Genomic DNA, 13801 nt, shown 5'->3' with positions numbered 1-13801 from the left:
GCGGTTCCCGGAAATGTGAGGTCCTGACGGACAGGCGAGCAGGTGTGGCGGGGTGATCGGTGCGTGAAAGATCGGGTTAAATCGATGGCGCTGGGCGGGCGGATGTATCTGCGTGCAGCCGCACTGTCGGTTTGCGTGCTCTCGCCCACGGCAATCTTGTCGCAGTCGGCCCCGGTAGAAGCGCCGCATGTCGCGGTTCTGTCCGCGGACATGGGACCGATGGCACAGATCGAACTGACCTGGCCGACCGAATTCCGGTTCGAAGTCGCCGCAGACAGCCGTGTGCTGGTGCTGAATTTTGACCGCGCCTTCAACGCGCCCGATCTGGGCGCGCTGCGCCAGCGTCTGGGCAACTGGATCGTGGGCATCGACAAGACGGCGTCGCGCCTGCAACTCACCGCAGCCGATGACGTCTACTTCAACGTCCTGAGCGGCGGTCGCCGTCTGGTCATCGAGATGACCTACGCGACGGGCTATCAGGCTTCGCGCGTTGCCCCGTCGGCGCGCGCGTCCCAGCGACCGGTCCTGACCCCGCCTTCGGCGGCGACGCCATCCCCGGCACAGACCGCTGAGGTTGCCCGGCCCCCGGCACCTTCGCCGGCGGTCAGACCGACTCCCGCGCCGGCTGCCGACAACGCCCCCGTTGTGCTGGATCGCAAGGCGAAGAAGGCGATCGAACGGCTGCGGGTTTCGACGGAGACGACCGCTTCGGAACGGGTCATCTCTTCCGACCGGTTCTCGTCGGAAATGATCGCCAACGCGCGCCTGAATGCCGAGGTCGGCGACCGGCAGGCCCTGATCGAGGTGGACTGGGCGACGAAGGTCACACTACGGACCGAGCAGTCCGGACGGGAGCTGCTGTTACGGCTGGACCAGCCGGTCGATCCGGGCCTGGTCGAGGGACTGGCGGAACAGATGCCCGGCTGGCTGCAGGGTGTCAGCACCGGCTATGACACGGTGTTGCTGATCGGACAGCCGTCCGTGACGTTCGCCGTCGATCACGGCGGCCCGCGCACGCGGATCACGCTGCAGCGCGCGGCAGCGGGAACGACCGACGATCGCGAACCGGAAGACGTGCGTCTCGACATCCTGCGCGCGCGACTGAAGGCGCGGCAGGGTGAAACCGGTGCTGCCAAGGAAAAGCTCGCGGAACTGAAGACCGAGAACCCGGAGAACGCAGACGTTCTGGTCGAACTGGCCAGCATCGAGCAAAGCGTTGGTTCCTGGCGACGCGCGGCGGGGCTGTACAATCAGGCCATCGGCCTTGATCCCGAACGCCGTGATCTGGCCTCGGCCCGGCGCGCGCTCGACCGCGAGTTCGGTCCGCAGGTGCGGCTGGATATCGACTATCAGCAGGTGCAGGATGGCGACCTGCAGGTCGTTTCCGTGCTGAGCGGTCGTTTCCTGCCTACCGAGATGATCGATATGGGATTCTCGGCGGAGAACCGCTTTCTGGACGATGACGAAGTGCTGCGCGCGAACGGTGTCACGGAATCGGTGACTGTCCATCGGCAGCGCGGCGAGATCTATGCGGGCGGCAGTCCGGTCTCGGGGCATCGCATCGAAGGTGCCCTGCTGGCGTCCGCGTCCGGGCCGGGGGGTGCCGTTCGCTACAGCTTCCGCACGCCGGACAGCGTTACCGGCGTGAACGCGACATACAACCGTGCCTATTGGGAACTGGTCGAGGGTATCGCGGACGAAGGCACGCAGGACCGCCTGTCCGTGCGCCACGAACGGCAATTTTCACAGCGCTGGACCGCGCAGGGCGAAGCCGGGGTGAACCGCTATGGCATCGCGAACATCGACACGGCGGCGACCACCGTCGATCTGTCGGCGTCAGCTCGGTATCTGGTGCCATGGGAAGCAGCGGACCTGTCGGTCGGATATTCCTTCAACGCCCAGTATGTCCAGTCGATCGAAACCCGCATTGATGCGAATGGCAACGCCTTCAATCCCATGCCGCTGACCGATACCGAATTCCATTCGATCGACCTGTCGGTTGGCGGGGTATTCCTGAAGGACTGGCGCTACAACGTGTTTGGCAGCCTTAGCCTCGACCGTTTCGGCGGCTTCGGCCCCAGTGTCGGCGGCGAACTTGTCTGGGAAGCGGGCGAGGATGTGCAACTCGGTCTGCGGGCCGGTCACTCGCGTGTCTCCGGGCGTGGCGACGATGCCGTCTTCACCCGTGTGGGCGGGCACCTGCTGGTCCGCTTCTGATGGCGACGGATCCCACACCGGCGGTGCTGACCGATCTTTCGGACGAAAGCGTCGCGGCCTATGAAGCCGCCTATCTCAAGCCGCCGAAGCGGTACGTGGCCTATCTGGAATTGCTGCTGGCGATCGCGATCCTGCTGGGGATCGACTACGCCTTCGCGCCGATGGACGGGTTCGAGAACCTGAATCCAAATCCCTACTGGATTCCGATCATCCTGCTGGCGGTTCAGTACGGCGTGTTCGAAGGGTTGACGGCCGCCGTCCTGTGTACGGTCGCGACGACGCTGTCGGGCATCGATCCCGATCTCTATCACGCGCTTCTGACCGATGGTCCGTCGGCGGCGCTGGGACGCGCGTCCGGTGCCTCGTTCGCGACATTCACGAACGAGGATTATCTGATCGCGTGGGAGTATGCGGCCCAGCCCCTGCTGTGGGTCATCTCCGCGCTGTTCATCGGCCTGTTGCGGGAACGATTGCGGCAAAGGAATCGCGAACTGGCGATCGATCTCGGACAGACCAGCCATCGTGAGCAGGTGCTGTCCAGCGCCTACAACCGGTTGCTGGAAACCAAGGAGCAGCTTGAAGTCAGGGTCGCCGGACAGTTGCGCACTGTCTTCACCTTGTATCAGGCCGCCAAGGCGATCGAGAAGCTTGGGCCGGGCGAGGTGCTGATCGGTATTGCCGATCTGGTGCGGGCGGTGATGCAGCCGACCAAGTTCTCGCTCTATCTGCTGAACGGCAGCGTCCTGGAGGCGGTCACGAACGATGGCTGGGAAGACGATGACCCCTACGCGCGCGTCTTCGATTCCGGCTCACCGATCTTTCAGGAGGTCGTCGGTCGGCAGCGGTTCCTGTCCGCCGTGAATGCTGACGAGGAGCGCCTGCTGGCGGGCGAGGGCATCCTTGCCGGTCCGCTGACCTCGGTCGATACCGGCGAAGTGGTGGGCATGCTGAAGATCGAGGCGCTGGGCTTCCTGGAACTGCATGTGTCATCGCTGGAAAACTTCCGCATCCTGAGCGACTGGGTCGGCACGGCCTTCGCCAACGCGCGCCGCTTCCGCAAGGCCCAGGGCAACATGTTCATGAACGAGGAGCGCACGCTCTATACGGATGCGGTCTATCGCTCGCACACGAAGCTGATGAAGCAGTTCGGCGAGCGCTTCGGCATCGGGGTCACCGCCATCCAGATCAAGGCGATCGGGCTGGACGTTCTGCATGTCGACCGGCGCCAGGCGCTTGTGAAGGCCCTGAAGGATGTGGTCGAGAATCACATGCCGCCGACGGTCATGGCGCATGAATACAAGCAGACCGGCCGGGATTTCGCGCTGATCATCCCCGGCGCGAACCCCGAAACGGCGGGCGAGAAGCTGGTGGCCAAGGTCGAACAGGCCATCCTGCATTATCTGAAGGAGGCGGAAATCGCGGATGTGGAGATCACCGCGTCCGTGAAGGCCATCCATACGCCGTCCGATGAATCCGCCGTGGTCGAGCCGTCACACCGCAGTGAAGGCCTGGCGTCGTGAGCATTCAGGAAGTCGAGGAGGAACTCGCCCGGATCGAGACCGAGCGCCGCCGTGTGAAGGCGCTGGCGGGCGGGGGGCGCCGTTCGACATTGGCCGTCCTCGCCGTTGCGATCGGGGCCACGTTGGTGGAATGCCTGATATGCTGGCTTCTCTGGATCGAATACCGGCCCTTGTGGATCGCCCCCGCGTTGCATGTGGCGGTCTGTTCCGCTGTGGCGCTGGCGGCCTGGCACCTGAAGCCCAACGGGGGGCGTTCCCGCTTTCTCGCCCTGCTGGCACTGACCCTTGTCTTCCTCGGGCCCTTCGGCCCACTGGGCACGATGCTGGCCATGCTGTTGCACATGTTCTTCCGCCGCCGGGCGACGCCCTTCGACGAATGGTATCAGTCGCTGTTCCCCGAAGAGATCGACGAACCCTCGCGCCGTCTTTACGAGATGCTCATGCGTGGCCTGGCCGACTCGGCCAGTCAGGAAAATGTGACCTCCTTTACCGACGTGCTGCAGTACGGCTCGATCGAACAGAAGCGGGCGGTCATTTCCCTCCTGTCGCGCGATTTCCGGCCGGAGTTCGCCCCGGCGCTGCAAAGCGCGCTGTCGGATGCCAATCCGGCGGTGCGGGTCCAGGCGGCGACCGCTGCCGCGAACATCGAGGGCGATTTTCTGGAGCGGGCGATCGATCTGGAGACGGCGGCCCGCAAGGCGCCCTCCAGTGCGGAAACGCAGTTTCTGGTCGCCCGCCATTTCGACGATTACGCCTTCAGCGGCATTCTGGACGGTGACCGGCAGGCCGAGAACCGGCGGAAGGCGGAGACGTTTTACCGCAAGACCGTCGAGCTTGATCCCGAGCATGAGGATGCCGCGCTGCGGGTCGGCCGCCTGCTGGTGCGGCAGGGGCGGCTGGAAGAGGCCGAGAAATGGTTTGAAGCCGGGTTCACGAACGGCTTCGTCGGTCCGGCCCAGTTGTCCTGGTATCTGGAGGCAGCCTATCGCCTGGGCAACTACGACAAGCTGCGGTACGCCGTCGCCGGGTTCGGCGAGGAGATACTGGAACATCCCAGCACCAGCGAACGGCTGCGGGACGTGGTGCGGCTCTGGCTGGGTCATGATCTGCCGCCTGCGCCGCGCGCGGAGGATCTGAAGCTTGCATAGGATCGACCATTTCGAGCCGGTCGATGTGTGCCTGGTGCTGGAAGGCACATACCCCTATGTCGCCGGCGGTGTTTCCACATGGGTGCACGATCTGGTCACGGCGCAGAGCGACCTGACCTTCTATATCGTCAGCCTGCTGCCCGGCAAGAAGCCGCCCGAGCGGCGCTACGAGATGCCGGACAACGTGCGTGGCATCAATCATGTCTTCCTGCAGGATATGCCCCGCGGCGACGGTCGGGTGCCCCGTCTCGCGCGCCGTCTGGCCGAGATGGAGCCGTCGCTGAAGGCCCTGCAATCCAGCGGTTCCATCGGGGATCTGGACAGCCTGCTGCAGGTCATGTTCCGGACGAAGAAAAGACTCGGCCGAGAGACGCTGATGGATTCGCCCGAAGCCTGGGAGATGCTGCTGCGCATGTATCGCAAGGACATGGCGGATGGCTCGTTCCTCGACTATTTCTGGACGTGGCGTTCCCTGCTGGGCGGGCTGTTCAGCGTCATGCTGTCGCCCATGCCGGATGCGCGCGTCTTTCACACGGTGTCGACCGGCTACGCCGGGCTGTTCGCCGCCCGTGCGAAACTGGAGACGGGCCGTCCGGTTCTGCTGACCGAACACGGCATCTACACCAACGAACGGCGTATCGAGATCGCCATGGCCGACTGGCTCTATGAAGGTCCGGCGGGCAGCCTGGGGCTGGAGAAGCCGAAGCGTGACCTGAAGGACCTGTGGATCGACACGTTCGTGGCCTACAGCCGGTGCTGCTATCAGGCCTGCGACCAGATCATCACGCTCTATTCCGGCAATCAGGATCTGCAGCGCCGTGACGGGGCCGACAACACCAAGCTGCGCATCGTGCCCAACGGCGTGGACTACGAGCGCTATTCGAAGGTGCCCCGCGAACCGCATGACCGCCCCACCGTTGCCCTGATCGGCCGGGTGGTCCCGATCAAGGACATCAAGACCTTCATCCGCTCGGTTGCCGTCCTGAAACAGGACGTGCCGGACGTGCTCGCCCTGATGATGGGGCCGACCGAAGAGGATGAGGATTACTATCGCGAGTGCGTTCAGATGGTTGAACATCTGGAACTGCAGGAAAGCTTCGTCTTCACCGGGCGCGTGAAGCTGGACGAGTATCTGGGCAGGGTCGATGTGATGGTGCTGACCTCGATCTCCGAAGCCCAGCCGCTGGTGATCCTCGAAGGCGGCGCGGCGGGAATCCCGACCGTCTCGACCGACGTGGGATCGTGTCGCGACATGCTGTACGGCATGCCCGATGAGCAGCCGAAGCTGGGGTCGGGCGGCGCGATCACTCCGCTCGCCAATCCGGGTGAGACGGGCCGGGCGCTGGCGGCGCTGCTGAAGGACCCGGAGGCGCTGGCGTCTGCGCAGGAAGCCATCCGCGAACGCGTGCGGCTTTACTACAACAAGGTCGAGATCGACCGGATCTATCATCAACTCTATGTCGATCACATCGCCATGGCGGATGTCCCCCACGGTGAGCGGTATACCGAGATTGACAGTGACGAGGCCGCCTGATGGCCGGCATCGGATTTGCGCTCAGGCGGTTGACCAATCGCGACGATCTGCTGGGGATCGTGCAGGGCTATACCCACTCCGCAATCGTCTCCTCGGGTCCCTGGCTGTTCACGATCCTGGCCGTCGGATCGATCAACATGTTCGGGATCTACCTGACCGATCTGGGAGAGCTGACCGGTTTCCGGGTGATTCTGATCTACAATTTCGCCTTCAGTCTGGCGTTCTCGGGGCCGGTGCTGCTGGTCGCGACCCGCTATCTGGCGGACATGATCTTCAAGAAGGAGGTCGAAGAAGCGCCGGGCATGCTGCTGGGCGCGATGTGCCTGCTGCTGGGCAGTCAGGCGATCATCATCGTTCCGGCCTATTTGCTGCTGTTCGACCTGCCGCCGGACCTCGCTGCGGCCGCGATCGTGAACTATTTTCTGGTCACCGCGATCTGGCTGGTGAATGTCTTCCTGACGGCGCTGAAGGACTACCGCTCGGTCACGCTGGCCTTTCTCGTCGGCATGGTGGTCGCCGGCGCGGCAGCGCTGGGTCTGGCGCAGTATCTCGGCGCGGTCGGCATCACCATCGGCTTCAATCTCGGTCTGGCGGTGATCTTCTTCGCCCTGATCGCCCGGGTTTTCGCCGAATATCCGTATCGCATCATGCGGCCATGGCGGTTCCTCGGCTACTTTCGCAAGTACTGGGATCTGGCGCTGGCGGGGCTGGCCTATAATCTGGCGATCTGGGTCGACAAATGGGTCATGTGGTGCGCGCCCGAGCGTGAGGTCACCGACGCCAACTTCGTCTCCTTCCCGATCTACGACGGGGCGATGTTTCTGGCCTACCTGACGATCATTCCGGCGATGGCGATCTTCATCGTCAACATCGAGACCCGTTTTTTCGAGCACTATCAGCGGTTCTATCGCGACATTGAGCACCATGCGAACTACGCGCGGATCGAGAACAATCACAGCAACATCATCCAGTCGCTGCTGATGGCGTCACGCAATGTGATCGTGCTGCAGTTCTGTATTGCGATCACGGTGATTCTGGTCGCGGGACAGCTGTTCGAGCTCCTGTCGATCCCGCCGCTGCAGCTTGGCATCTTCAGGTTCGGCGTCCTGGGGGCCCTGTTCCACGTGCTGCTGATGTTCGTCGGGATCGTGCTGGCCTATTTCGACCTCAGAAAGACCATGCTGCTGGTGCAGGTGGTCTATCTGGTCCTCAATGGCGGCCTGTCCTGGGTGACGCTGGAGCTCGGATTTGCCTGGTATGGTTACGGCTATTTCCTCGCGTCGCTGCTGACTTTCGTGCTGGCCTATGCCCTGTGCGTCTGGAACGTGGGCCGGCTACCCTTCCTCACCTTCGTGCGCAACAACTCGTCGGTCTGAGCCGGGTTCCACGCGTCGCCGGGCCAGCCGCGTGGACGGCACGGCATAGACCTTGTCGGGCAGCATCATCCATGCGTGGAAGGTGCCGGTGAACAGGCCCCGGAACGCATGGTCGGTGACGTCCAGCCCACCGGTGAAGGCACCGAAGGCGGGAACGATGACCCGCGCGCCATCGCTGGCGAAACAGCGCGCCGAAACCGAGCGTCCGCGGCGGCTGATGCGCGCCTTCGGATGCAGGTGTCCGGCAACCTCTCCGGGCGCGCGGCGCTGCGGCGAAGGCAGATGACGAAACACCAGGGGACCGATCGCCACTTCGCCGGCGACCGTGCCGCCCACCTCGGCCGGCGGGTGCGGATCGTGATTGCCCTCGATCCAGATGGTGTCCTGCGCGTGGGAGAAGGCGATCACCCGCTGGCGTTCCTTGTCGGAAAGCCGGCCATAGGCTGCGCCGTCATGCCAGGAATCGCCCAGACAGATCACCCGCTCCGGCGTATAGCGCTTCTGCAGCCGTTCCAGACGGGTCAGCGTCTCGGCGGTGTCATAGGGCGGCAGCAGGCCGTGACCGCGCGCCGCCATGGCCGACCCCTTCTCGAAGTGCAGGTCCGAGACGATCAGAAGACGTTCGGCCGGCCAGAACAGGGCCCCCGAAGGATCGGCGACCAGACGCGCGCCGTTGACCAGCATCGGCCCGGCGCTTCCGGCGCTATTGCGTCACCGGTGCCCAGGTCTGTTCCTGGCAGAAAAAAAGCACGCAGCCCTCGACAGCCAGGGTGCCGTCCTTGTTGATCGCCAGATTGGAATCGTAGGTCTTGCCGTCTTCAGGGTTGTAGATCTCGCCGTCTTCCCACTTGCCGGGTTCCTGCTTCTCGAAGCCGCCGATGATCTGCATGCCCAGGATCGGACGGTTCTGCAGGGCCTCGTCCTGATTGTTGACATCGCGCTTCGGCGTGCCGTCGTCGCGGTTGGGCGCGTTCATCCACGAGATCTTGCCGCAGACTGAATCGGCGCACGGTTCGATGGTGATCTGCGCCGTCTTCTTCTCGTTCCACCAGGTGCCGACGACGGGATCGTCAGCCGCCTGGACGACCATCGGCGACAGGGCCAGAAACAGGGCGGCGGCGGGCAGGATGCGGGGCAGGGTCATCTCGAATCTCCGATTTGAGAAGTCACGGTACAAAGGCAGGTCATGCTGGTTGCCATATCGTTGGATAGCACCGCATCATGACCGGAAACTGAACATGTTTCTCGCACAGTTCGATCTGGTTTCGCCAGCGCTTTCGGGGTTGCGCCCGCGTCAGACGTCGGTGCCGTCCATGATCTTCCGGGCGAGCGGCAGGCTGATGCGCTGCTGGGTTTTCAAGGCCGCATCGTCCAGTGCCTTCACGATGCGTTCCGCTGCCGCGAACGAACGTTCCAGCCGTTTCAGCATGTATTGCACCACGTCGGGCGGCAGGACCATCTGGCGATCCGCCGCCAGCTTGACCAGCAACGGGCCGAGCAGGTCCTCGCCGGGCTGGATGATTTCCTCCGTCGGCGTGGCCGCAATGCGCGACGTCAGGTCCGGCAGGTCGTATCCCCACCCTGCCGGCGGGCGGCGCGATACCATCAACAGCCTGCCCCGGTCCTCGCGCTGCAGGTTGTAGAGATGAAACAGCACCCGCGGATCTTCCGCATTCTCGGCGTTCTCGACCACGATCGACCGGCCCGACAGTCCGGGTACGGCATCGAAGGTCAGATCGACACCATTGATCAGGTGCCCGTCGTTCAGCGCGGCCCATATGTGGGAAAGGTGCGTCTTTCCGCATCGCGGGGGGCCGTGGATGATCAGCGCGTGATCCGTCCAGCCGGAGGTGTCCAGGATCCGCGCAAGCGCCCGGCGGTTGCAGTCCGCAGGCAGGAACTGGTCCTGGGCGTAGGTCGTGGTCTGGGCGAACTGGATGATAAGCTGTTCGGGATTCATGCAGGGTTGTCTGGATCGTAAAGCCTGCTTGCCAGATAGCGTTCCAGTCCGTATCGGGCAAGAACACCGATCACCGCGCTGACGGGCAGCGCCAGCAGCATGCCGACGAACCCGAACAGAACGCCGCCTGCCAGCACGCCGAACATGACCCAGACGGGGTGCAGCCCGATGCTGTCGCCCACCAGCTTCGGCGTCAGGATATAGCCTTCGAGGACCTGCCCGACGATGTAGAGCACGACCACCAGAATGATGCTGGTCGTGTCGCCGGGCCAGAACTGGACAAGGGCCAGCCCGATGGATGCGATGGCCCCGAAGATCGCGCCGACGAACGGGATGAACGAGAGCGCCCCGGACATCAGCCCGATCACGAAACCGAATTTTAGCCCGATGACGCTCAGCCCGACGGCGTAGAAGACGATCAGGAACAGACATACCGTTCCCTGACCCCGCACGAATCCGGCCAGGGTCCGGTCGATGCGGCCTGCAATGTCGCGGATCTCGTCCGCGTGACGCTTGGGCAGCCAGCTGCTGATCTTCTCCACGATGCGATCCCATTCCAGCAGCAGGTAGAATGTGACGATCGGCGTGATCACCAGCAGCGAGAAAAAGTTCAGCAGGGCGGCACCGCCGCGCACCACATCCCCCGCCAGCTTGCCGAAGAAGTTGATGGCCTGGCTGGCATAGTCTTTCAGTGCGAACTTGCCGTTGCCGTCCGTGACGTCGACGCCGCGGTTCTCAGCCGCCTCCACCAGGTTCGAGGCCATCATGTTCAGCAGTTGGGATGCCCGTTCCATGTAATCCGGCAGGGCGGCCAGCAGATCGCTCGTCTGACGCACGATCAGCGGGATGAACAGCAGCAGCGCGATGATGAAAACGGTCAGCGATGTCAGGGTGATGAGCGTCGTCGCCTGGCTGCGGCTCAGGCCCCATCGCTCCAGCCGGTCGGCCAGTGGATCGCAGAGGTAGGCGATGCCCATGCCGACCACGAACGGCAGCAGCATGTCGCGCAGCAGCCAGATGAACAGTCCCAGCCCGACCGCGAACGCAAGCCAGTAGGCGGCCTGTCGCCTCTGGGTCATTGCCGGACGCCACGCCGGACCAGCAACCAGAACCCGTCGGGCTGCTGCTGCATGTCCAGTCCGATCCGTGCCATCGCGCGTTGCAGGGATTCCGGGCTGCCGCCGTGGCTGAGCGTGATCAGGGCGTCCCGCACCGTCAGGGCCTTCAGGGTCTTCTGGCGCACCAGATGCACGCGGTCGATCAGGCCGGAAATCTGCAACCAGTCATCCAGATCGTTCACCGGCACCAGCGCCGTGATCTCGTTCAGGTCCGCGAACTGTTCGATGGTGATGGATTTCCACTGCCGTTCGACATCTTCCATCAGCGTCCGGGCAGCTTCCATCAGGAAGGGCGTCGCGCCATTGGCAACCGATCCCTGAAAACTGCGGATGATCGGTTGATACGAATCGGTGCCATAGCTGCGCATGCGGACATCGACCTGCGCATTCCGGCTGGCGGCGTCGATCTGCATGGTGGCGTCGAACACCAGCGCCGTCTCGGCATCGTAGCGCCGGGCGAGGGCGAGGATCGAGCCTTCGTCGCCTGCCAGCGCCTGTTCCGCGCTCAGCAGGACCACGTCTTCCACATCGCCGAACGGGACCGCGGGCGGCACCAGGCTCTGCGTCCCATCCAGCCGCGACCATGCGTTCAGCCACGGGTTCGGATCGGTCCAGATCGACGCCTCGCCGCCGACCGTCAGAACCGGCACGATCAGCACCGGCAGGGCCTGCGATTCGGTGAACTGCAACTGGTTGTTGCGCAGCAGATCGCGAACCGGGTCGGGTGCGAACTGGAACGAAAGCGTGGCGATATACCGGTCGGGGGCGGTCTTTTCGTCCGAGACCTGCAGGGACGTGACCATGGCCTGGATGTCGGCATCGCTGGCCGTGGGCAGCCGTCCATGATCGGATTCCCGTGTCAGGCGCTGCATGACCTTGCGCAATGCCGCAGCGCGTCCCTGGGCCAGAGCGCGCTGCTGGGCTGCCGATGCGCTTTCGGCGCGGACATCGACCGGAATGCCGTCGACGGCATAGAGATCGGCTTGGGCGCCTCCCGCTGCAGAAATCAGAAGCGCGGTGGCAATCAACAGGGTGCGTTTCAGTCGGGCAAGCATTGCAATCCGGCTCCTTTGGCGGCATCGTCTGGCCACACTCTAGACCACAGGCGGGCAAGCGTCATTACAGGCGGACTCACATATCGCGATGCAGGCGTCGACGTCGACGCGGGCGCGGAACTTGTCGACAGGATCGGCGGCGACGCCAGGGCCACCAACCGGCCGGGCGTGGTCGGCGGACTGGGCGGATTTGGCGGGCTTTTTGATCCCAAGGCGGCGGGATACACGGATCCGCTGCTGGTCGCGGCGACTGACGGCGTCGGGACCAAGCTGACCCTGGCCGGTCAGGTCGGCCGGCACGACACGATCGGTCAGGACCTGGTCGCCATGTGCGTGAACGATCTGATCGTGCAGGGAGCCGAGCCCCTGTTTTTCCTGGACTATTTTGCGACCGGCAAGCTCTCTGTCGATCAGGCAGCGGACGTCGTGCGCGGCATCGCCGATGGCTGCAAGCTGTCGGGCTGCGCGCTGATCGGGGGCGAGACCGCCGAAATGCCCGGGCTCTACCGGCCCGGCGAATACGATCTGGCGGGCTTCTGCGTCGGCGCGGTCGAGCGGGATCGCCTGTTGCCGCGGACGCATGACGTGCGGCCGGGAGACGCTGTTCTGGGCATCGCGTCCAGCGGGCCGCATTCCAACGGATATTCCCTGATCCGCCGCATTGTCGAGACGGGAAAACACGATCTGGCGGCTCCGGCACCTTTCGATGAAGCACGGACGCTTGGCGACGTGCTGCTGACGCCGACGCGGATCTACGTCAAATCAGTCCTGTCGAGCCTCAAGCTGGATCAGATCAAGGCACTGGCGCACATCACGGGTGGCGGGCTGACCGACAACATTCCGCGCGTGCTGCCAGCCGGGATGGGGGTGCAGCTGGATGCAGCCACGTGGGATTTCCCGCCGGTTTTCCGCTGGCTGGCCGGGTCAGGCGGCGTTGCGCCGGCCGAAATGGCGCGCACCTTCAATTGCGGGATCGGCATGGTCGCCATCGTGCCGGCTGCGGAGGCCGCGAAGGTCGTCGCCCATCTGACCTACAAGAACGAGAAGGTCTGGCAGATCGGCGTCGTGACCGAAAACGCCGGTGTCGAGATTGCGGGGCTCGAACATTGGCAAAGCTGACGCTGGCGGTTCTGATCTCGGGCCGCGGAACCAATCTTCAGGCGCTGATCGATGCCTGCGCTGACGAGGCGTATCCGGCTGAAATCGGTATCGTGATCTCGAATCAGGCCGATGCGGAAGGGCTTGAGCGCGCGCGCAGTGCCGGTATCCGGACGCTGGTCATCGACCACAGCGAGTTCGAGAACCGCGAGGCGTTCGACAACGCGGTGTCGTCGGCGCTGGATACCCACGAGGTCCAGCTGGTCTGCCTGGCCGGATTCATGCGGCTGCTGACGCGCGGTTTCGTCGATCGCTGGCGGGATCGCATCATCAACATACATCCGTCGCTGCTGCCGGCGTTCAAGGGCCTGCACGTCCACGAGCGGGTCATCGAATCGGGGGTGCGGATTACGGGGTGCACCGTGCATTTCATCCGTGCCGAGATGGACGAAGGCCCGATCATCGCACAGGGCGCGGTGCCGGTATGCGCCGAGGATACGCCCGACAGCCTTGCGGCGCGGGTTCTGGAAGTTGAACATCGGCTGTATCCTCTGGCGGTCCGGCTGATCGCCGAGGGCAAGGCCCGGGTGGCGGGTGAAATCGTGCCTTATCTCGATCTGGGGGAGGCTGGCGGACCGCTGATCAATCCGAACGGGTGATCGCGCCAGACCGGATCGGCAAGTGCGGTACAGATCGGAAGGGACCGTCCGGTTCCGTGCCATGGCAGGCCGGAACGCGTCACGTTCGACGGTATGGTGGCGCGCAACCACGTCGT

12 protein-coding genes are annotated in these 13801 nt (G+C 64.1%); 7 read left to right on the top strand and 5 right to left on the bottom strand.

Annotated elements, in window-relative coordinates; translation table 11 throughout:
- Positions 1-63 precede the first annotated feature (63 nt).
- From ACN0X7_RS17235 to pelG, 5 genes are read left to right on the top strand one after another with little or no spacing between them, the layout of a single operon-like run.
- Entirely contained in the window at positions 64-2217 is a 2154-nt protein-coding gene (locus ACN0X7_RS17235; RefSeq protein ID WP_417519553.1) for a hypothetical protein, read from the top strand.
- Positions 2217-3737 carry a GAF domain-containing protein gene (locus ACN0X7_RS17230; protein ID WP_417519551.1) on the top strand — a complete coding sequence of 507 codons (1521 nt, stop codon included), beginning with the start codon at positions 2217-2219 and terminating at the stop codon, positions 3735-3737. The genes ACN0X7_RS17235 and ACN0X7_RS17230 overlap by 1 nt, the downstream gene beginning before the upstream one ends.
- Entirely contained in the window at positions 3734-4885 is a 1152-nt protein-coding gene (locus tag ACN0X7_RS17225) for a tetratricopeptide repeat protein (protein ID WP_417519549.1), read from the top strand. Before ACN0X7_RS17230 ends, ACN0X7_RS17225 begins: the two co-directional genes overlap by 4 nt.
- Positions 4878-6419, top strand: coding sequence for a GT4 family glycosyltransferase PelF (gene pelF / locus ACN0X7_RS17220; protein WP_417519547.1), 1542 nt, complete (start codon positions 4878-4880; stop codon positions 6417-6419). Before ACN0X7_RS17225 ends, pelF begins: the two co-directional genes overlap by 8 nt.
- Complete coding sequence (gene pelG, locus ACN0X7_RS17215; RefSeq protein ID WP_417519545.1) at positions 6419-7795, top strand: exopolysaccharide Pel transporter PelG; 1377 nt, start codon at positions 6419-6421, stop codon at positions 7793-7795. Before pelF ends, pelG begins: the two co-directional genes overlap by 1 nt.
- Here the strand turns inward: pelG and pdeM are convergent.
- From pdeM to ACN0X7_RS17190, 5 genes are all read right to left on the bottom strand, one after another.
- Positions 7754-8479 carry a ligase-associated DNA damage response endonuclease PdeM gene (pdeM, locus tag ACN0X7_RS17210; RefSeq protein ID WP_417519543.1) on the bottom strand — a complete coding sequence of 242 codons (726 nt, stop codon included), beginning with the start codon at positions 8477-8479 and terminating at the stop codon, positions 7754-7756. The genes pelG and pdeM overlap by 42 nt on opposite strands.
- A gap of 19 nt (positions 8480-8498) precedes the next feature.
- Positions 8499-8939 (bottom strand): DUF2147 domain-containing protein, encoded by a 441-nt coding sequence (locus tag ACN0X7_RS17205; protein ID WP_417519541.1) that lies wholly within the window; start codon positions 8937-8939, stop codon positions 8499-8501.
- Between the two features lie 150 nt (positions 8940-9089).
- On the bottom strand, positions 9090-9755 hold the full coding sequence (locus ACN0X7_RS17200) for an HdaA/DnaA family protein (protein ID WP_417519539.1): 666 nt from the start codon (positions 9753-9755) through the stop codon (positions 9090-9092).
- Positions 9752-10834, bottom strand: a complete 1083-nt coding sequence (locus ACN0X7_RS17195; RefSeq protein ID WP_417519537.1) for an AI-2E family transporter — start codon at positions 10832-10834, stop codon at positions 9752-9754. The genes ACN0X7_RS17200 and ACN0X7_RS17195 overlap by 4 nt, the downstream gene beginning before the upstream one ends.
- A complete protein-coding gene (locus ACN0X7_RS17190; RefSeq protein WP_417519535.1) occupies positions 10831-11928 on the bottom strand; it encodes a DUF2066 domain-containing protein in 1098 nt (365 codons plus the stop codon). Before ACN0X7_RS17190 ends, ACN0X7_RS17195 begins: the two co-directional genes overlap by 4 nt.
- A 15-nt stretch (positions 11929-11943) precedes the next feature.
- Here ACN0X7_RS17190 and purM point away from each other — a divergent pair, with 15 nt between their 5' ends.
- Together purM and purN are read left to right on the top strand one after the other, a co-directional pair.
- Positions 11944-13047: a phosphoribosylformylglycinamidine cyclo-ligase gene (gene purM / locus ACN0X7_RS17185; RefSeq protein WP_417519533.1), complete on the top strand. Its 1104-nt coding sequence runs from the start codon at positions 11944-11946 to the stop codon at positions 13045-13047.
- Entirely contained in the window at positions 13035-13685 is a 651-nt protein-coding gene (gene purN, locus ACN0X7_RS17180) for a phosphoribosylglycinamide formyltransferase (protein WP_417519531.1), read from the top strand. Before purM ends, purN begins: the two co-directional genes overlap by 13 nt.
- Positions 13686-13801 lie beyond the last annotated feature (116 nt).

The sequence above is a fragment of the Minwuia sp. genome, assembly GCF_048263705.1.
Taxonomy (GTDB): Bacteria; Pseudomonadota; Alphaproteobacteria; order Minwuiales; family Minwuiaceae; genus Minwuia.
This window is presented reverse-complemented; position numbering and strand designations above follow the sequence as displayed.